A 19387-nucleotide genomic window follows, 5' to 3' on the forward strand; every position below is an offset into this window, starting at 1 on the left:
CCCTAAGTATAAATGACTGCTCAACTAATTTAACACGCTTTCATTGTAGCTTATAGTGACTTTGTATAGGTCGGACATCCGTCTTATTTAACCTGCTTAACTAATTCCAAATACTGGCTTAATAATCTTCAAAATGGCTTTACATGACAAAAAAAACGTTAATCGGCTGTGTTTCATCCGATTGACGTTTTCTTAGAATCAAGCAGTCGGTTTTCGTTTAATGACAAATCCGATCAATCCGGCAATCAGCGCCATCCCGGCAGCATAAAGCGGTGTCAGTCCGGCCGGTTGCTGGGAAAACTGCAACAAGGCTTCGTTACGCCAAGCGACCGTAAAGTCCGCCGTCGTCGCTTGAGCAACCAGGAAACTGGTGACTCCGACAAGGACCGCAAAAACAATCGGATCGAGAATCGTCTTGAACGCCCGGATACTGACAAGCAGATAGAGAATGAACGGTATCAGGATCAGGACCCAGTACGCACTCTCCGAGTCAATCGGCTCCGGCGTGACACCCGCCGATTCGGCATCAAGTGCTTGAATCGTCTGCCTTGCGATACCGTAATCGACCGGATCGAGACTCAGCTGAGTATCCGATAAATCGGGCCGCTCTCCGCCAAGAATCGTCAACAGTTGCTCCGTCACCCGGTCGGTATCAACTTCTGCCAGGACATCCTCAATCGATTGATTTAACTTTCCGGTCGAGGTTTCCCCGTTCAGCATCGTCACCGGTACATCAACATCTGCTCCAAGAACATTTGCTTTGTAGGCAACCTGTCCGCCGTGCAACAAGTCGTACATGCCGCCGCTGCCGGCATCAAGACTGGCGACCGTCAAGGCCGTCCGAAGGGCCGAATCGCCGTCATACTGTGTTTCATCCGTAACGACGAGATACAGTTGGAGACAACTCGCGAACATTAAGACAAGCAAGCTACCACGGGCTGCTGCCGATAAACCGGACAACCCTTGCGGATAAAGCGCCAGATAACTTAACGCAATCACGATGGCGAGCGCGAGCAATCCTTGCGTCAACACACCGTCCTGGAACGATAAAAAGGAAATCGAATCACTGCGCTGTACGAGGATAAACCAGCCGATCCACGCCGTCACTAAGAAACTGACGGACCGGACTGTCCAGCCGAGCCGGTTCGCTTTGATCCGCATCAGTAAAAAGAGGATAAAAACAAATACGATGCCGAATACTGACAGCAAAAGGGAACCATAGGTCACGTCGAACGTCAGCGGGGACAAGACTTGATTCAAATCAATCCCGAAGATCGACAGGACATCTCCGGCCGAACTCGCTCCGAGTACTTGGTTGATGATTGCTTCCCGGACGGCAGACGGCATCGTCACGTCGAGTCCGCCGACGAATAACAGCATCAGCGTGACCGTCACGTCGCTGCTTCCCCAGGTGACGCCTGCATCCTGCATTTGCTCGACGAGCGACTGGTAATCACCCGAGGATTCGATTTGTCCGGTCACGAGTGACATCAGACCATATAAGACGGCAAAGAAAATTAGACCAAACCCAATCCCGAACACGAGATCCATAATCGAAAAGCGCCGGTTGCGCCGCTCTTGTCGTTGCTCCATCCTCTAATCCCTCCTTTTCCTTTGTTTGATTATTCCTGTTCTATGCCGTTCAGAAACGCCGGTCGCCTAATTTCAATGACTTCTGGTCATTTTTGTACGATATACTCTAATTATAACCAAAATTGTATGGAAGAGGGATTTTGATTCCATGAGGAGGAACGACGTGACGACAACAGAACCCAATCAAACGCTTTTTGAGAACATCAGCAAACAGGCAAAACTTGGTCAGCTGCTTACGGAACCGACAGCGCTGTCCGGTGGTCTCCTGCATCAGATGAATCAAATTCAGACAACGACCGGGACATATGCAGTAAAGTTGCTGAATCCATCCATTCTTTCTCGTCCGACCGCACGGCAAAACTTCATCGATTCGGAACGGATTGTCAACGCTTTAGCAGGCAAAGTGTCCGCTCTGCCTGCCTTGACGATTGATGGATCTGCCTTGCAACAAATCGGTACACACTATTACCTTGTCTTCCCTTGGATGGACGGTTCGCTCTTGTCGATTCAGCAAGTCACATCGAGCCACGCTGAACTGATCGGCGAACAGTTGGCGCAAATCCACGCTGCGGACCTGTCCTCGCTGAAGGTTCACCAAACCGCTGCATCACCAGAGTCTCCGGTTCCATGGGACATATTCGCTGAAAAAATCCGTCAGCAAGGACTCACAGTGCTAGAACCTTATTGGACGGACTTAAAACGAATCAAGCGTTGGGATAGCGAAGCGTCTTCTACCCTAAAACAATGGCAAGGAACATCGGTCCTCAGTCACCGCGATTTGGATGCCAAAAACGTGTTATGGAAGTCCGGTGCACCGATTCTTATCGACTGGGAATCAGCCGGTCCGATTCATCCGATGCACGATTTTTTAGAAACGGTCCTTTATTGGTCGCTCGATGAGCAAAATCGTGTGCGACGAGACCATTTCGAGGCATTCGTCAAAGGGTATCACGCGGCAGGCGGTCGACTTGACTATCCTCTTGAGCCCGCTCTGTCCGCTGGATACGCGAGTAAACTCGGATGGCTTGCTTATAGTCTATCCAAAGCTCTTCACCTTGAACCCGTAACTGAAAAAGAGCAACAAGTTGCCGTTCAACAGGTGCTTGAGACGTTAAAAGCGCTCAAAGACTACGAAGCGCTTTGTCCAGTGATTAGAAAGTTGTGGCGTGACAGTCAAAAGAACACGATTAGTACTTTTTAGTAAGGAGCTGGATTTAAATGTCCATCGATTACACTTACCTCATGACACTGATTAAAATGAATCAATTCAGCAAGGCAAAAATCTTATTTGAGACGTATGACATCGATGAAATCAGTGATAAATTCATTGGGGACGCCTTTGATCACGAGACAGACATTTTGTATCAGTTCGTCTGTTATCTGATTGAACAAAAAGAAACAGTCAAACTGCACGAGTTAGCGTTTGGTCTATTGATCCATCCTTTTTGTCATTATGACCGCGCCTACTACCGAGCGTATGACCATGTTCAGCGAATAGTTGCCCTGACCCATCGTCAAGACGTCGCTTTCCTGGAGTATTTGTTGTTCTTAGCGGAAGTGCCCGATCGAGTCACACCAACACAGGAAGCCCTTGCTGTGGCGAATGAAATCTTACGGATGGAACCAAAGAATCGAGTCGCAAAAGACTTTTTGAAGGGGATGAAATAAACACATGTATCAAGCAGGGATGGAAACATTACTTCAATTACAGGACCGCTTAATCAACAGTCAGCTCGAAGTGCAAAAGGAAGAAGGATATGTCGAGGTCGAGTCGTTCAGCTTCAACTCAGGCGCCAGCCAGGAAGAATTGGCTCGACTCCCAAAAGACACACCAAAAGAAATCGTACATTTTTTAAGTGTTCATAATGGTGCCCGTCTTTATTTCACGCTGGACGGCGGCGGGGGTTTCGAGTTGTTTTCGATTGATGCTATTTTGACTTACCTCCCGATTTGGGAATGTCCACCGGGCTTCATCCCGATTGGTAACGGACCTGACGGCGAATGGCTCGTTTGCGAATCGATCAGTGAAGGCGACAATCGGATCTAGACCGGTGAATTCCGGACTTACGAAGATCCGGACTTCGAACGACTCCCGTTCTCCTTCGATAAGTGGCTTGATTATCTGATTGTTGCGCAAGGGACGATGTATGGGGACTGGTTTCGGTAATACTGTTTAACGATTCAAATTTGTTTTTGTAATACGCGGTTTAAAGAGAAGGAATCGCAGGTTTCCCGCAAACTTTCGCAACAATCGATAAAACTCATGTGTTTCTACGGCCGTCCCGTTCAAGAGTACTTCATATTTTGCCCATCGGTCTTCATACACCAGACCGGAATCTCGATAGCCGTTCCGCACATAGAACCTTTTCCGTGTCACCCGCTGTTGATAATTTTCAGCACTCTCATCCAGATTCTCGATGTTTAATATTATACGATTTCCCGGCCGGTGTTCTTCAATCTTCTTTAAGAGTTGACTCCCGTATCCGCTTGATCTTGCCTGACCGTCAACAGCAACATACAAAACGTAGGTTAAATCTTGATGCGTGATCAAATAGGTAAAACCAACAAAAATGTTTTGATCATACAGTGCCCAAAAATCCACAGAGCGCTTGTTGGATTTTCTTAACAATATGTTCATCGGCATCCGTTCATGATCCGGGAATGCTTCCAGGTATAATTGATTTACCCGGTCGATATCCCGATGGTCTTTCGTCAAGTGTTCTGTTTCCAAAAACATGTTCACTACTCCTTTGATAAAAAGAAAACTCAATCCGGTCGAAGAACAAAAGTCTTCCCCGACCACATTGAGTTTTTTAGTTGTTTTTTGAATTTCGTTTTTTGCATGACGTGCGTACTATGTCCCATTCATCGCAGAGACAAACGTCGGTAAAGAAGAATCGTCAACAGCACGATGATTCCAAGCAGTACATACATGACGGTATATCCAATAACCGGCAACATCAAGCCGAGTAAAACCGGACCGAGTCCATTTCCGATATCAAAAAAGATAAGAAACGTCGCTGTTGCACGGGCTTTTCCTTCGCGCGCGACAGCTTTCACAGCCATCGTCTGGCTGATCGAAGAGAGATTCCCGAATCCGAGTCCAATCAACAGGCTGGCGAATAAAAAGACAACGGCATCAGTCGCATTACTCAGTAAAAACAGCCCGACAGCAAACAGGAGAAAGGCAGGATACATGACGACGTCGGGTCCGCGCTGATCCATCAAACGTCCCGTAACAGGACGTGAAACCAAAACCGTCAATGTGTAGACGATAAAGAAATAACTGGCAGCCGTGATTAGATTACGCTCGATGGCAAATAAACTGATATACGAGAGGATACTGGAAAAACAAAAAGTCATCACTAAAATAATCAAGCTGATGGGTAATGCTTTTCGTTCAAACACATGCATCCACTTCAAATACGAAGTCGGCGTATTCGTTTTCTTCGATGGAACCGAAAGGAACCATCCACACACCAAACTCAGGACCGCCAACAGCAAACAGAATATAAAGATTGTCGTAAACCCTGTCCGGGGCATCAAAAAAAGTCCAACGAACGGACCGATTCCGGTAGCCAACGCTGTACTTACAGCAAAGTAGCCGATGCCCTCTCCGCTTCTTTCTTCCGGAATTGTCAAGACAACGATCGTTCCGATGATAGTTGTTGCAATACCCATCGCAAAACCGTTTAACAAACGGGTTAAAGCAAAAAAGGCAAATCCAAAATCCAAAATGTAGAGAGCCATCGTCAGGGCAAAGAACAGTAATCCAAAGCGTAACAAGGACCGACCGTTCACTTTCGACAAAAGCACCCCTGTCACGAGACGCCCCACCAACGCACCGATGATAAAAATACCTGCGACTACCCCCGCCTGACCAGTCGTCGTACCCAATTCATCAAGGGCATACAGTGTGATGATGGAGTTGAGCAACAGATACATAAAAATCAAGAAAAAGTTGATACTTGATAACATCACGAATTTTTTTGTCCATAAAGACCGTTTCTCTATCTGCTTCAAGATGAGTGCCTCCAAAAATCACGGCAACTCCAGTTAAACTTAAAACACAAAACGCTCGCCATCTTCCGGCACGATCAGTTGAGAAGAAAAGTGATGTTCATTGGCAAACGTTCTTAAATCTGTCCGAGACAATGCCCAGTGATTCACAGCTTCCATATGGACGGAAAGAATCCGTGCGGTTGGTGCGGCCTCGTGGACAGCTAAGACGTCTTCCGCTCCCATCACCAGTGACCCACCTTCAACAAACTGGTTATCCCCCGCGTTGACGATGATGACTTCCGGTTGATGTTGCTCAATCACTTTCTCCACTTCTTCATACCAAACCGTATCGCCAGCGATATATACTGTTTTTTCGTCTTCATGTTTAAAGACAACTCCGCATACCGAACCAGCGATTTCCAAAATGGGTCCTCTGCCGTGCTCACCTTTTGTTTTAATCAACTGAATCCCTTCAAAAACCGTATCTTCTTGTAACACTTCTACGTTTTGGAATCCGCTGTTTCTAATTTCTTGCGCATCCTGTTCATTCTGAGTGAACATAGGCATGTCTTTTGCTAGTACTTCTTTCGCCACGTCGTCCCAATGATCGAGGTGTAAATGTGTGACAATGACCGCATCTGCATCAATAATAGAGTCGAGTGAAACCGGCAAGTTATTTAACGGATTTTTTTGATCTTGTCGTGCCGAATTCGGAAATGCCGGATATGCTCCCTTATTTGCTAAAAATGGGTCAACCAAAAATGTTTTACCGGCATAATCCAGTTTTAACGTTGCATTGCGGATATGTTGGATGTTCATGTGTACCACTCCTTTTCGTTGTTAGGAGCCTAGTATATAATTTGAACAACCTCCCGATACAGAGCTTACTGAAGGTGTTTTTGCCGTTTTACTTTACTTATGAAGGGATTTGAAAGCGTGTTGGATCAGACGGACTTACAAATCATCGACGAACTGTCTCAGAACAGCCGGATTACGATGAAAGAATTAGGTCAAAAAATTCATTTAAGCGGCCCTGCGACATCCGCACGGGTCTTGAAACTAGAAGAACAAGGCATCATCGAAGGGTATACGATTCTTCTCAACCCCGTAAAGATGGGTTATACGATTCACGCGATGATCAGCATCTATACGAAAGATACCCATCACCAGCCGTATCTCTCGTTTCTCAAAAAACATCCGTTATACGTTCTGAATAATTATAAAATCAGCGGGGACAGTTGTTATCTATTGGAGTGCCGTTTTCCATCGAACAAGGAACTGGATTCGTTTTTAACTGAATTAAATGAGCATGTGAACTATCAATTATCGATCGTGATTAACAAATGAGTAAACTTTACTTCACAATTATGAACAGACGAAAGCCTTGCCTCCGTTGACCGGAAGCAAGGCTCTTTTTTATTGCCATGATATTTTTCTCTCTATTAGATACCTTCGTAGGCAAGTTCCATGATTTGACGAAGTTCCGTCACAAGCGGCATTTTCGGATTGGCGGTTGTACATTGATCTTCAAATGCATCGACGGCCATCTTATCGAGCTTCGCTTCAAAGTCGGCTTTGTTGATGCCTTGGGCTTTAAACGACATTTTGATGTTGAGGCGTTGTCCGAGCTCACTGACGGCTTGAATAAACGACTCGACGCCTTGTTCTGTCGTTGCTGCCGGTAGACCGAGGTAACGGGCGATTTCCGCATACCGTTCATCCGCGATAAACGACTCGTATTTCGGGAAAGCAGCCAGTTTCGTTGGTTTTGTTGCATTGTAACGGATGACGTGCGGCATCAGAATCGCATTTGTCCGACCGTGTGGTGTGTGGAACTCCCCACCGATTTTGTGAGCGATTGAGTGGTTGATGCCGAGGAAGGCATTCGCAAACGCCATTCCGGCCATCGTTGACGCATTGTGGACTTTTTCGCGTGCTTCGGCGTCTGAACCGTTATCGTAAGCACGTGGCAAGTACTCAAAGATCATCTTGATTGCTTTTAACGCCAGTCCATCCGTGTAGTCGTTCGCAAGGACAGAGACGAAAGCTTCTGTTGCGTGGGTCAAGACGTCCATTCCGGTATCCGCCGTGATCGAAGCCGGTACCGTCATGACGAACTCCGGATCAACGATTGCAACGTCTGGTGTCAACGCATAGTCAGCAATCGGATACTTGACGTTTTTCTCTTTATCGGTGATGACGGTGAACGGTGTGACTTCTGATCCCGTACCGGAAGTTGTCGGAATGGCGACAAACTTCGCTTTGTTCCCGAGTTCCGGGAACTTATAGGCCCGTTTGCGGATATCCATGAATTTTTGACGCAGGTTCGAGAACGTTTCGTTCGGTTGCTCGTAGAACAACCACATCCCTTTCGCGGCATCCATTGCTGATCCACCGCCAAGAGCGATAATCAGATCCGGTTTAAAATCGCGCATCGCCTGGGCTCCGACTTGGACAGTCGTTACCGATGGATCCGGTTCGACCTGATCAAAGATCCGGTAGCTGACGCCTGCCGGCAAGTTCCGGATGACTTTGTCGGCATAGCCGAACTCGACCATCGATTGATCAGTGACGATCAATGCCCGGGAGACATTTTGAATCGATTTCAAGTATTGAACCGAGTTTTTTTCAAAGAAAATCTTTTCCGGTACTTTGAACCATTGCATGTTCACGCGTCGTCTCGCCACCTTCTTAACATTGAGTAGATGTTTCGCCGTAACGTTTTCAGAAACCGAGTTTTTCCCGTATGATCCGCAGCCGAGTGTCAGCGATGGTGTCAATTCGTTGTAGAGATCGCCGATTCCGCCGTGTGCCGATGGACTGTTGACGAGAATCCGGCAGGCTTTCATCCGGAGACCAAATGCCGTCATCAACTCATCGTTTGTTGTATGAATGACGGCCGTATGACCAAGTCCGCCGATTTCAAGCATGCGTTCTGCGACATGGAAGGCATCATTTGTTGAAGCGACACTGTATGCACCAAGGACAGGGCTTAATTTTTCGTGTGACAACGGCTCTTCCGCTCCGACTTTTTCAAGTTCCGCAACCAGCATGACGGTGTTGATCGGAACGTTGATATCAGCTTTTGCGGCGATCCAGGTCGCAGGTTTCCCGACGATGTCCGCATTGACGGCACATGTATCGGTTTTGATGACGAGTGCTTCGAGGCGTTTTTTCTCATCCGGTGTACAGAAGTAGCAACCGAGCGCTTCCATTTCTGCCCGCACTTCGGCATAAATCTCTTGATCGACGATGACTGCTTGCTCGGACGCACAAATCATTCCGTTATCAAATGTTTTTGAGAGAACCAAATCACTGACGGCACGTTTGATTTTGGCTGTTTTTTCGATGTAACACGGTACGTTACCCGGTCCGACACCAAGCGCCGGTTTTCCGGTCGAGTAAGCGGATTTGACCATGCCGGCTCCGCCTGTTGCAAGGACCATCGCGATGTCCGTGTGGTTCATCAAAACTTTTGTTGCTTCAAGGGACGGTTGTTCGACCCACTGGATACACTCTTTCGGTGCACCGGCTTTGACGGCAGCATCCCGTAATGTTTTCGCTGCTTCGAGGGAACAGTTTTGAGCCGACGGGTGGAACGCGAAGATGATCGGGTTCCGTGTTTTAATCGCAATCAATGCTTTGAACATCGTGGTTGATGTCGGATTCGTCACCGGTGTGACACCACAGACGACACCGACCGGCTCTGCGATATACGTCAGACCGTTTTGGACATCCTCTTCCAAAATTCCGACCGTTTTTTCGTTGCGGAGACTATTGTAGATGTACTCTGTCGCAAACATGTTTTTGATCATTTTATCTTCAAAGACACCACGACCTGTCTCTTCGACCGCAAGACGGGCAAGTTCGACGTGCCGTTCGAGACCGGCGAGCGCCATGTCGCGGACGATCGTATCAATTTTCGTTTGATCAAATGTCAACAATTCTTGAAGTGCCGTTTGGCCTTTCGAGACGATTTGATTGATTGCTTGTTCGACAGGTGTGACTTCTGATTTGATTTTTTCTTTGACAGCCATGTTAGGTTTCCTCCCTATTTTGGAACGAATCTGAGTCTGCAATTCCCTATTAGATGTTAGGAATGCCAAGCTGAATTTAACTAGTTTGTGCTTTCCTTCACAAATCAATCATACCGCCTTTTGTTTCATTTGTGCATGACTATCCTGTGAACTATTTCACATGAATGAGAGCGTTTTCATCGAAATGACCTGTTCTGACATAACGGTCCGTCTTTTCAAGCACTCGCTGTGATAACTGTCACAGCAATCGATGAATCTGCTTGTCTGACCAATCGTTCATCGTGTACGCTAGGAATAGTTCCATCATTCATTTGTCTTAAAGGAGGAAGTTTCATGTCAGTCGTTAATCAAATGCTTGCGTTTAATCAACAGTTCGTCGAAGAGAAACAATACGAACCATTCATCTCGGATAAGTTCCCGGATAAGAAGGTTGTGATTCTGACCTGTATGGATGCGCGTTTGACGGAGCTCCTTCCCCACGCACTTGGTCTCAAAAACGGTGATGCGAAAATCATCAAAAATGCCGGGGCCGTCCTGTCCCATCCATTCGGATCCGTCATGCGGTCGATTCTCGTCGCCCTTTATGCTCTCGGAGCGGAAGAAGTCATTGTCATCGGACATCATGACTGCGGCATGAGCACAATCGATCCGGCGAAGATGATTTCCGAAATGCAGGACCGCGGCATCAATGAACAGGTCTTGCACACGCTCGACGCTTCCGGCGTCGACTTGAAGCAATGGTTACGCGGCTTCACATCGGTCGAGGAAAATGTCAGCCACTCGGTCGGATTAATTAAAAATCATCCGTTGTTGCCGCCGGGTACAGAAGTTCACGGACTCGTCATCGATCCGGGAACGGGTAAACTCGACCAAGTCGATTGCTGAATCACGTCTTAATGAAGAAGAAAGGTATGACCGGTCTCCGCTTGACGCCGGTCATACCTTTTTCATGTTTTTTTCTTGACAGTCAAAAGAACGGTCTGTATGATACTTTAGTATAGTACAGTGATACCAAAAGAAAGTGTGGTTTTAGTTTATGTTTAATGCAGTCATTATTGCCGTTGCTCTATTATTTATTTTAGCCATCTTCCGTGTCCATATTGTCCTCGCGATGGTGCTCAGTGCCGTCGCCGGTGGATTGATCGGTGGTCTCGGAATCAACAAAACGATTGCGACATTCGCGGAAGGACTCGGAGCCGGTGCAGAAATCGCCCTCAGTTATGCCCTGCTCGGAGCGTTTGCCGTCGCCTTGTCGAAAACCGGACTTCCGGATGCCTTGGCACACGCTTTGATCAAACGGTCAAAAGGATCGGCTGACGCCGCGTCGGTCAAGAAGTTAAAAGGCTTTATCGTCTTTGCGATTCTGTTGCTCGCGATCAGCTCGCAAAACGTCTTGCCGATTCACATCGCCTTCATCCCGATCATCATTCCACCGCTTCTCGGTCTCTTTAATGAAATGAAGATTGACCGGCGCTTGATCGCGATCGTCATGACATTTGGTCTTGTTACGCCGTACATGTTCCTGCCGGTCGGTTTCGGAGACATCTACTTGAACCAGATTCTCCTGCCGAACATCTCGAAAAACGGGATGGATACAGCGGGTGCATCCGTCATTCAGGCGATGGCGATTCCGGCACTCGGGATGCTCGTCGGTCTGTTGATCGGTCTGTACGTCTACCGGAAACCGCGTGAGTACGAAATGCGCAATATCGCGCCGGACGATTATGAGATTCCGGTCATCACGAAAACGAAATTGTTCTTAAGCGGACTCGTTGTCCTGGCGACACTGGCTGTCCAGTTGACGACCGAGTCGATGATTTTCGCCGCAACGACAGGTCTTGTCCTGTTCCTTCTTCTCCGTCTCGTCCGCTTCAGCGAAGCCGACGATGTCATCACGCGTGGGATGCGGATGATGTCGTTCATCGGATTCGTCATGATTTCAGCGAACGGCTTTTCAAACGTCCTCCGGAAAACCGGTGACATTGATCCGCTCGTTGAGAACTCCAAAGCCTTGATGGGGGATTCGCAACTCGTTGCCGCTTTCGTCATGCTGTTGATCGGATTGCTCGTCACAATGGGGATCGGTTCAAGCTTCTCGACCGTTCCGGTCATCGCTGCGATTTTCGTTCCGCTCTGTGTTCAGTACGGATTCAGCCTGGAGGCGACAATCGCCATCATCGGAACGGCCGGTGCTCTTGGTGACGCCGGAAGCCCGGCATCCGACTCGACACTCGGGCCGACCAGCGGACTGAATGCCGACGGACAACACGACCACATGCGGGAAACGGTCATTCCGACGTTTCTGCACTACAACCTGCCGTTACTCGTTTTCGGAACGATTGCGGCGATGGTGTTATAAGAAGGATGTATTCAGGAACCAATGCCTTGACCGGTGTTGGTTCTTTTTTAAAGAATTTTTACTTCATTAACCGTGTCCCACCTTCGACTAAACATGCTTGCTACATATTTGTTTCACCAGATTAAAGATTTTTTCTTCCATTTTCCGACTTTCTTCTCTAATATAAAGGAATGAAGTGAAGCTGAAGGAGTGTTATATGTGTTATCTCAAGTTGTAAATAACGTTTTATTATATCTTGCTGACTTAGGGTATTTCGGAATCGCTTTAGGATTAATGATTGAAATCATTCCAAGTGAAATCGTCTTATCGTATGGCGGATTCATGATTTCCCAAGGAACGATCGGTTGGCCGCTTGCCGTCGTCGCTGCCGTCATCGGCGGTTTGCTCTCGCAACTCTTTTTATACTGGTTCGCCCGTTACGGTGGTCGGCCATTGATCTTAAAATACGGAAAGTACCTGTTGATCACGGAGCACCATCTCGATCTCGCAGAACGCTGGTTCCTGAAATACGGACAAGGCGTCATCTTCGGAGCCCGTTTCATCCCGGTTGTCCGCCATGCAATTTCGATTCCTGCCGGTCTTGCCAAAATGGACCAGACAAAATTTTCACTTTATACGATCCTCGCCATCATTCCCTGGTCGATTCTTTTCCTCTACCTCGGTGAAACGCTCGGAACAAATTGGCGCTCCATCAAGGAAGTAGCCGCACCTTATACGAATGGTGTCCTGATTGCTGCTGTCGTCATGATTCTCGTCTATGTCTTCCTGAAAAAGCGTCAACGTACAACCTAATTCAAATTTTGCAGTCTGTCCCCGCGGCAGACTGTTTTTAAAAAAGGAGCGACTTATCTTGGATACTTCCAACACATTAAAAATCCACCTCGACCGCGTGACGGCGTCTCAAGTTACCGGAAAACATGTTGCTACAGGACTGACGATTTCAGGACAAATCATGATGATTGAAGAAATTTACGATTCAAAGCGACACCGGGATGTACTGCACGTCCACCGTCTGCATGACCAGTGGCGGACCACGACGATCGTCGCTCAGGCCGAAACGGATTTCAGTTATGTCGACTCGTTTTCCGACGGACGGATTCTGCTCGTCGCTTCCCGTTGCGACGATGATATCGACGGCTCCTGGTTGCCGAACGCCTTTATCTATAATCCAGCCGGGCATCTGCTCGACAGCTATTGTCTCGATGATGGGATTCAAAATGTCCACATCGATGAAAAAGATCAGATTTGGGTCAGTTACTTTGATGAAGGCGTTTTTGCCGATAGTGCAACTACTTCGATTGGTTCATTCGGTTTGGCTGTTTTTAATGAAGCGGGACAAGTCATCTATAAAAACAAGGATTATCCGATTGATGATTGTTATGCACTGAACGTCTGCGCGTCGGATGATGCCTGGTTCTTTTATCATCCGGATTACCGTGTCGTTCATCTGCAGGGGGAACGCAGTACGAGCTATCAAGTTCCGACACGTCATTTCTCCGACTTCGTCGTTCAGGGAGAATATTTAATTTCGACCGACAATGAGCATACGTACCTGTTACAACAGGAAGGCGACACGTATATCGAGAAGGCTCGGATTCTGTTTGAGTCGGAAAAAGGAACACCGTTGCAGGGAACGATCAAGATGCGCCAAAATCGAATCGTTCTTTCTACAGACACCCGCCTGTATGCCGGTACGTTTACAGATTTCGTCCCAGAATAAATCATCGTCGAATCCTTTCGTTGGAAGTGGTTCGACTTTTTCATTTCTTTTCATTTTCACAACAAAATTAAAAATGTTTTCAGAAAAAGCTTTCTATTCTCTTTTTTAAAATAGTATACTCATGTTTATAGTGTTTCGAACTGGTCTTACAAGTTCGATAGTCATCAATTTTTTGCTACATGGGGGTACTTATGGAATCGAACTTAAAACGCGAACTGACAGCACGACAAGTACAAATGATTGCTCTTGGGGGGACGATTGGCGTTGGTCTGTTTTTAGGATCGTCGAGTACGATTGCCTGGACCGGTCCATCCGTCATTTTGGCCTATATGTTTGCAGGTGCCTTTATCTTTTTAATCATGCGGGCCTTAGGTGAGATGGTCTACACCCATCCACATACGGGATCATATGCAAAGTTTGCCAATGATTACATTCATCCGGCTGCCGGCTTCATGACAGCAAGCAGCAACATCTTCAACTGGGTCATCGTCGGCATGAGTGAAGTCATTGCCGTCGGCGCCTATATGCGCTTCTGGTGGCCGGATTTACCGACCTGGATTCCCGGTGTCGTCGTCATCGTCATCCTGACGCTTGCGAACCTCGCCTCGGTCAAAATGTTTGGTGAACTCGAATTTTGGTTCGCCTCCGTCAAAGTCATTACGATCATCCTGATGATCATTGCCGGTCTTGGTCTCATCCTGTTCGGTTTCGGAAATGACGGAACGCCGATCGGCTTCTCTAACCTCTGGTCGCACGGCGGCTTCTTCACGAACGGCTTCAGCGGTTTCTTCTTTGCCCTCTCGATCGTCTTCGCCTCCTACATCGGCGTCGAACTAATCGGTGTGACGGCCGGGGAAACGAAGGATCCGGAAACGAACATCACCCGGGCGATCAACGGTGTCATCTGGCGGATCCTGATTTTTTACGTCGGGGCCATCTTCATCATCGTCACCGTCTATCCGTGGGATCAGCTGGCCGATATCGGCAGTCCGTTTGTCGCGACCTTTGCCAAAGTCGGCATCACGGCGGCGGCTGCCATCATCAACGTCGTTGTCATCACGGCCGCGATGTCCGGATGTAATTCGGGTATCTTCAGTTCCAGCCGGATGATTTATACGCTCGCCGAAAAAGGGCAGATGCCGTCGCTGTTCCTGAAGGTCAATAAAAACGGCATTCCCCTGTATACGGTGCTTGCCGTCTCAGCCGGAATCTTCGTCGGTGTCATTCTCGACATCGTCCTGCCGCTGTTCCTCGGGAAAGACACGAACATCTTTGTCTATGTTTACAGTGCTTCGGTCTTACCGGGAATGGTACCCTGGTTCGCCATCCTGATCAGCCACATCCAGTACCGGAAAATCGAAGCGGACCGGATCGCCGATCATCCGTTCAAGATGCCGGGCGCACCCTTCACGAACTACATTACGATTGTCATGCTGCTGATCGTTCTCGTCGGGATGTTGTTCAACGATGAGACACGTGTCTCGATTTTGATCGGAATCGTCTTCTTGATTCTATCCGGCATTTACTACATCGTCCGCACACCTAAATCGTTTTAAACAGAAACGCTGCTTCCAGCTTATTCAGTCGGAAACAGCGTTTTTGTCATTTCTTCAAGGCTCCGCGCGCATTGAGTGCCGCAAAGACGACCATCGCAATACTCAGCACGGCGGCGACGAGGACGCCGTGCATAAACACTCCAGTCAATCGTCGGACGTAACACGACCGCCCGCATTCCTTCCCATGCAACACGAGTAGCTCCTCCCCGTCAAATCATTGTCGATCCCGGTTTCCTGGAGAGCGACACCGATTTGCAGGCGGACATCCTTTTGATCTCGTTGAATGTCATATTCGTTGATCGTTGCACTGCCGGACGAGACCGCGATCAACGTCGTCAGCATTTGAACGGTCGTAGACTTCCCGGCGCCGTTCGGACCGAGAAAGGCAAAAATTTCTCCCTGATCAACATGAAAGGAAATCTGATCAACAACTTTTTTCCCGTTGTATTCTTTCGTCAACCGGTCCACTTCAATCATCTTTATCCGCCCTCCCCCTCATCAGAAAATTGTTCAGTCACTTTCTTATCTTTACCCGATTTTTAAACGATTGCACAAAAATGGGGCTGACTCAAAAAAAGAAACACTCATTCTTTCACGCCCTTTCCACAGGCGAGACACAAGCCAGTTTTCCTGCCTGAATCATGCAGAAACCCGGGTCTTGTTTGTCTCTGACAGCACAACATGTGCTTTTTCCTGTAGGAGTGGCGTGAAAAGAGTATTTCTTTTTTAACGCTAAAAGGATGGCAGATTCCAATTCTGCCACCCTTCTCTTTGTAGAATCTGACTTTTGAGTCAGCCCATCGAATGCTTCATTTAGATGGCATCCTGAACAACTGAAGCCACACACCATTTTTCCTTTAATTCCTCAATCCGTTTTTTTCCTTCATATGAATTCATCCATAGATTCATCACGTCGAGGACTTCCGTCTGACGGTCCTGGATCAGATAACTTTTTTCAGCCGGAATCCACTTTTCACGAATCTTCGGCGCACCGAGTCGCTGATCGAGCGACGCATAGTAAATCGCTTCGACCGTATCCGTAATCATGACATCGACCTCACCTATCGCGACCGCTGCCGGGATCGCCAGGTTATCGGCATACATGACGATACGGGCCTGATCAAACGTCTGCCGGACGAACTGTTCATTTGTCCCTCCCGGATTTAAGCCGATCGTCACATCCGGACGATTGATGTCTTCGATGGACGTCAACAGGTCGATATCCGTCCTTCTGACAAGCGGCGTCTTTTGGAACGACAGGTAGCTTTTCGTAAAGTCGCCGACGATTTCGCGTTCGATGTTTTTCGTGACACCACCGACGACCATATGAAATTTCCCGGCACGCAGGTCACGGGTCAATGTTCCCCATGTCGTCGGAACGAACTCGACTTCAAGCCCGGCGACGTCAGCAAACGAGCGGATGACATCAATATCGAATCCTTCGTACTGGTTGGTCTGACGGTTCAGGTACGTGAACGGTTTATAATCGCCGGTCGTCCCGACGACAATCTTTTTTGTGGTGAAGACGTTTTGTTTCCCGACGTTGAATGAACCTGCCGCGTCCTTTAATCGTGTCGCTACCATGAGACCGGAAAGCAACAGACTTCCTCCAAGTGCTAACCCTCGTTTATTCACTCTGCTCGCTTCCTCTCTCTATCTGACGCTATGTTTTTTTATAATACTCAAAACAGTATCATATTGTTCTATCCGTTCCAACAATTTTTTGATTATTTCGTCAAAAAGCCTCGATGTTTTCCCGTCAAGTCCTCTTGATTGCAGAATACACGTACTTTCTTTCATACTGACGAAGAACGTATCAACGAATGGGAGGAATGAAAGATGAGTAACGTATTCATTATTGGAGCAAACGGTAAAGTTGGTCGACAGGTGGCGAAACAATTAAGCGGATCGAGTCACGATGTCCGCGTCGGGTTACGCTCAAAAGAGCAGTATGCCGATTTCGAAGCACTCGGGGCAACACCGGTCGCTCTCGATTTAGAGCACGATGTCGCATCGATTCAAGATGCCATCCAAGGCAGTGATATCGTCATCTTTACAGCCGGATCCGGCGGTCACACCGGCGCGGATAAAACCATTTTGATTGATCTTGACGGAGCAGCAAAAGCAGTGGCGGCGGCAGAAGGCATTCAAGCGAGCCAGTTCATCATGGTCAGCGCCTTGAATGCCGATTCGCCGGAAACGTGGTCTGACAGCATGAAACCGTATTATGTTGCGAAACATTACGCCGATCGTCTGTTGCGTGAAAGTTCGCTTGCCTATACGATTCTGCGTCCGGGCGGTTTGACGGATGAGGCAGGTACGGGAGCGGTCACGACAGATCCGGCTTCAACGGACGAAACAACGATTGCCCGTGAGGACGTCGCACGTGTCGTCGTGGCATCGATCGGTCAACAGTCTGCCCACCATCAAACGATTCCTTTATTAACCGGGGACACAGCGATTGCTGAATTGTTTGCTTAACTAAAAAACGAGCTGATCCGATTGGATTAGCTCGTTTTTTTGTTTCAGGAAGCCTGTTTGACCTCGACAACATGTGCCTGTTCCCGGCGAATCGCTGTCAAAATCAGTGTGACAGCAAGGGTCACGAGCAGAATAACCGTCAGTCGTAAGAGATAGGTCGAGATATCTCCGTCAAAATACAGCAACCGGGTTAATCCGCCGACCGCGTTCGGAACCGGCAGATAATGACCGATCGTCTGATAAAACGGAGCAAGCATCGAAGACGGAACGATATTGCCCGCCGTCATCAATTGGAATGGAATCAGGGCAACGTTCACAAGCGGCGCAATCGGACCGAAAATCGTAAAGTTCATCTGTGTCACGCTGATGCAGGTCGCCGTCAGCAATAACTGGAATGCCCATACTTTTAAGAAGGACGTCTCGATATCGGCAAAGGCAAACGCAAGTGACACCATGACAAGCGGAACGATCAACAGGACGATCCCGTGCAACAGTTGTTTACTCCAAAAGAGTGACCATTTCGGAAAACGTTTTTGCAGAATTTGTGTTACGAGATTAAATTGAATCCCCATCGTCATGACCGCAATATAAATCACGAACCCGAGCAACAGCGGTAACATCGACACTGAGAAATCGGATACTTGATGTTCGATGATGATATCCGACCGGACAGCAGGTTGACCGTTTACGCCTTGTGCGATTTCGGCTGTCGCCTGCTTCAGAATCCCGTTTGCAAACTCGGCATTCGCCTGGTTGACGTGAAATGTCATTTGTTTTGCATCGGTCAAGTCTGCCGCGAGTACCATTTCGACTTTTCCTGCATCCAGTTGTTTCAGACCTTCCGCTTCGGACGAAACGGCTTTGACTGTGAACGGACTGTCTGCCTTTAGATGTTGATACAATTCTTCCGTCGTCGTATCCTGCACGACAGCGATCCGTAACTGATCCAACCGCTCCGTCGCCCCGTGGTAACCGGTCATCCAGACGACCAGGAATAGGACCGGGACGATCAAGGCAAACATTAACCCAACTTTCGTTTGTGTAATCGACCAGACTGATTTAAAACTCTTCATGTAATTTGCTCTCCTTTTATATATGCATTACTTATAATAGCATGTGCAACTATTAATTCAAAAAGAGAAACCACTTACGTCACATTTTTGTAAATGGTCTCGAGTGTCTTGATGAATTGTTTGATCTCTTTTTTCGTCAGACCGGAAAACGCCTGCTGTTGGAGTTCGTCGAGCGCCGGTTCGAGCAATTGAATCGTTTGGATGCCCTCTTTTGTCGTCAGCAAAATAAAGGCTCTCCGGTCTCTCGGATCTGCCGAACGAATGACAAGCCCTTTCTTGACCAGCTTATCGAGGATTTTTCCGACTGTCGTCTGATCCCGCTCAGTCGTCAAGGCGAGCTGTTTTTGCGAAATGCCTTCCTGCTTATGCAGTTCACTTAAGACTGAAAATTGTTCCGGTGTCAGATCGTGTTGTTCCATCCGTTTCGTGGCCGCCCGTTTAAAAGACAGATAGCTGCGTGACAATTGCATCCCCAGTGACCAATCCGATTCTTTCATGAAGACTCCCCCACCTCGGCATAATAGTTGCACTACTTATTATTTTGACTTATTTACTATATGCCGGAA

The 19387-nt window shown here is 47.8% G+C and carries 19 protein-coding genes; 10 read left to right on the forward strand and 9 right to left on the reverse strand.

Translation table 11 applies throughout. The features are described 5' to 3' along the window. Positions 1-198: 198 nt before the first annotated feature. Entirely contained in the window at positions 199-1593 is a 1395-nt protein-coding gene (locus N7U64_RS13215) for a hypothetical protein (protein ID WP_318930068.1), read from the reverse strand. Between the two features lie 163 nt (positions 1594-1756). Here N7U64_RS13215 and N7U64_RS13220 point away from each other — a divergent pair, with 163 nt between their 5' ends. From N7U64_RS13220 to N7U64_RS13230, 3 genes are read left to right on the forward strand one after another with little or no spacing between them, the layout of a single operon-like run. Then, positions 1757-2794 carry a phosphotransferase gene (locus N7U64_RS13220; RefSeq protein WP_318930069.1) on the forward strand — a complete coding sequence of 346 codons (1038 nt, stop codon included), beginning with the start codon at positions 1757-1759 and terminating at the stop codon, positions 2792-2794. A 17-nt stretch (positions 2795-2811) separates the two neighbouring features. Next, on the forward strand, positions 2812-3261 hold the full coding sequence (locus N7U64_RS13225) for a hypothetical protein (RefSeq protein ID WP_318930070.1): 450 nt from the start codon (positions 2812-2814) through the stop codon (positions 3259-3261). A 4-nt stretch (positions 3262-3265) separates the two neighbouring features. Beyond that, complete coding sequence (locus tag N7U64_RS13230; RefSeq protein WP_318930073.1) at positions 3266-3640, forward strand: SMI1/KNR4 family protein; 375 nt, start codon at positions 3266-3268, stop codon at positions 3638-3640. Positions 3641-3766: 126 nt separating this feature from the next. On the opposite strand, the gene N7U64_RS13235 is transcribed toward N7U64_RS13230, so the two are convergent. The 3 genes from N7U64_RS13235 to N7U64_RS13245 form a co-directional block, all read right to left on the reverse strand. Beyond that, the gene (locus N7U64_RS13235; RefSeq protein ID WP_318930075.1) at positions 3767-4330 is read right to left on the reverse strand and encodes a GNAT family N-acetyltransferase; all 564 of its coding nucleotides are present in this window, start codon (positions 4328-4330) and stop codon (positions 3767-3769) included. 128 nt (positions 4331-4458) lie between these two features. Further along, positions 4459-5616, reverse strand: a complete 1158-nt coding sequence (locus N7U64_RS13240) for an MFS transporter (protein WP_318930076.1) — start codon at positions 5614-5616, stop codon at positions 4459-4461. A gap of 39 nt (positions 5617-5655) precedes the next feature. Beyond that, a complete protein-coding gene (locus N7U64_RS13245) occupies positions 5656-6414 on the reverse strand; it encodes an MBL fold metallo-hydrolase (protein WP_318930078.1) in 759 nt (252 codons plus the stop codon). A 117-nt stretch (positions 6415-6531) separates the two neighbouring features. On the opposite strand from N7U64_RS13245, the gene N7U64_RS13250 reads away from it, so the two are divergent. After that, complete coding sequence (locus tag N7U64_RS13250; RefSeq protein ID WP_318930079.1) at positions 6532-6942, forward strand: Lrp/AsnC family transcriptional regulator; 411 nt, start codon at positions 6532-6534, stop codon at positions 6940-6942. Between the two features lie 95 nt (positions 6943-7037). Here the strand turns inward: N7U64_RS13250 and adhE are convergent, their stop codons facing one another. Beyond that, complete coding sequence (gene adhE, locus N7U64_RS13255) at positions 7038-9632, reverse strand: bifunctional acetaldehyde-CoA/alcohol dehydrogenase (RefSeq protein WP_318930081.1); 2595 nt, start codon at positions 9630-9632, stop codon at positions 7038-7040. 333 nt (positions 9633-9965) lie between these two features. Between adhE and N7U64_RS13260 the strand changes: the two genes are divergently transcribed. From N7U64_RS13260 to N7U64_RS13280, 5 genes are all read left to right on the forward strand, one after another. Continuing rightward, complete coding sequence (locus N7U64_RS13260) at positions 9966-10517, forward strand: beta-class carbonic anhydrase (RefSeq protein ID WP_012370131.1); 552 nt, start codon at positions 9966-9968, stop codon at positions 10515-10517. 151 nt (positions 10518-10668) lie between these two features. Continuing rightward, entirely contained in the window at positions 10669-11991 is a 1323-nt protein-coding gene (locus N7U64_RS13265) for a Na+/H+ antiporter family protein (protein WP_318930082.1), read from the forward strand. 198 nt (positions 11992-12189) lie between these two features. After that, the gene (locus N7U64_RS13270) at positions 12190-12783 is read left to right on the forward strand and encodes a DedA family protein (protein ID WP_318930084.1); all 594 of its coding nucleotides are present in this window, start codon (positions 12190-12192) and stop codon (positions 12781-12783) included. A 58-nt stretch (positions 12784-12841) separates the two neighbouring features. Then, positions 12842-13711 (forward strand): hypothetical protein, encoded by an 870-nt coding sequence (locus tag N7U64_RS13275; protein ID WP_318930085.1) that lies wholly within the window; start codon positions 12842-12844, stop codon positions 13709-13711. Positions 13712-13902: 191 nt separating this feature from the next. Then, on the forward strand, positions 13903-15267 hold the full coding sequence (locus tag N7U64_RS13280; protein ID WP_012370127.1) for an amino acid permease: 1365 nt from the start codon (positions 13903-13905) through the stop codon (positions 15265-15267). Positions 15268-15411: 144 nt separating this feature from the next. Here N7U64_RS13280 and N7U64_RS13285 read toward each other — a convergent pair whose 3' ends face one another. Together N7U64_RS13285 and N7U64_RS13290 are read right to left on the reverse strand one after the other, a co-directional pair. Next, the gene (locus N7U64_RS13285; RefSeq protein ID WP_318930086.1) at positions 15412-15744 is read right to left on the reverse strand and encodes an ATP-binding cassette domain-containing protein; all 333 of its coding nucleotides are present in this window, start codon (positions 15742-15744) and stop codon (positions 15412-15414) included. A gap of 336 nt (positions 15745-16080) precedes the next feature. Then, the gene (locus tag N7U64_RS13290) at positions 16081-16902 is read right to left on the reverse strand and encodes a transporter substrate-binding domain-containing protein (RefSeq protein WP_318930087.1); all 822 of its coding nucleotides are present in this window, start codon (positions 16900-16902) and stop codon (positions 16081-16083) included. A gap of 204 nt (positions 16903-17106) precedes the next feature. Between N7U64_RS13290 and N7U64_RS13295 the strand changes: the two genes are divergently transcribed. After that, positions 17107-17748 carry an SDR family oxidoreductase gene (locus N7U64_RS13295; protein WP_318930088.1) on the forward strand — a complete coding sequence of 214 codons (642 nt, stop codon included), beginning with the start codon at positions 17107-17109 and terminating at the stop codon, positions 17746-17748. A 44-nt stretch (positions 17749-17792) separates the two neighbouring features. On the opposite strand, the gene N7U64_RS13300 is transcribed toward N7U64_RS13295, so the two are convergent. Both N7U64_RS13300 and N7U64_RS13305 read right to left on the reverse strand, forming a co-directional pair. Beyond that, positions 17793-18821: a hypothetical protein gene (locus N7U64_RS13300; protein ID WP_318930090.1), complete on the reverse strand. Its 1029-nt coding sequence runs from the start codon at positions 18819-18821 to the stop codon at positions 17793-17795. Positions 18822-18895: 74 nt separating this feature from the next. Continuing rightward, positions 18896-19318, reverse strand: coding sequence for a MarR family transcriptional regulator (locus N7U64_RS13305; protein WP_318930091.1), 423 nt, complete (start codon positions 19316-19318; stop codon positions 18896-18898). Positions 19319-19387: the final 69 nt, after the last annotated feature.

The sequence above is a fragment of the Exiguobacterium sp. K1 genome, assembly GCF_033721435.1.
Lineage (GTDB): Bacteria > Bacillota > Bacilli > Exiguobacteriales > Exiguobacteriaceae > Exiguobacterium_A > Exiguobacterium_A artemiae.

Bases quoted from the DNA above. Each gene is read 5' to 3' on its own strand.
- N7U64_RS13300 (WP_318930090.1), bottom strand. From the start codon at position 18,821: ATGAAGAGTTTTAAATCAGTCTGGTCGATTACACAAACGAAAGTTGGG.
- N7U64_RS13235 (WP_318930075.1), bottom strand. From the start codon at position 4,330: ATGTTTTTGGAAACAGAACACTTGACGAAAGACCATCGGGATATCGAC.
- N7U64_RS13305 (WP_318930091.1), bottom strand. From the start codon at position 19,318: ATGAAAGAATCGGATTGGTCACTGGGGATGCAATTGTCACGCAGCTAT.
- N7U64_RS13260 (WP_012370131.1), top strand. From the start codon at position 9,966: ATGTCAGTCGTTAATCAAATGCTTGCGTTTAATCAACAGTTCGTCGAA.
- N7U64_RS13215 (WP_318930068.1), bottom strand. From the start codon at position 1,593: ATGGAGCAACGACAAGAGCGGCGCAACCGGCGCTTTTCGATTATGGAT.
- N7U64_RS13285 (WP_318930086.1), bottom strand. From the start codon at position 15,744: ATGATTGAAGTGGACCGGTTGACGAAAGAATACAACGGGAAAAAAGTT.
- N7U64_RS13265 (WP_318930082.1), top strand. From the start codon at position 10,669: ATGTTTAATGCAGTCATTATTGCCGTTGCTCTATTATTTATTTTAGCC.
- N7U64_RS13280 (WP_012370127.1), top strand. From the start codon at position 13,903: ATGGAATCGAACTTAAAACGCGAACTGACAGCACGACAAGTACAAATG.
- N7U64_RS13230 (WP_318930073.1), top strand. From the start codon at position 3,266: ATGTATCAAGCAGGGATGGAAACATTACTTCAATTACAGGACCGCTTA.
- N7U64_RS13245 (WP_318930078.1), bottom strand. From the start codon at position 6,414: ATGAACATCCAACATATCCGCAATGCAACGTTAAAACTGGATTATGCC.
- N7U64_RS13295 (WP_318930088.1), top strand. From the start codon at position 17,107: ATGAGTAACGTATTCATTATTGGAGCAAACGGTAAAGTTGGTCGACAG.
- adhE (WP_318930081.1), bottom strand. From the start codon at position 9,632: ATGGCTGTCAAAGAAAAAATCAAATCAGAAGTCACACCTGTCGAACAA.
- N7U64_RS13225 (WP_318930070.1), top strand. From the start codon at position 2,812: ATGTCCATCGATTACACTTACCTCATGACACTGATTAAAATGAATCAA.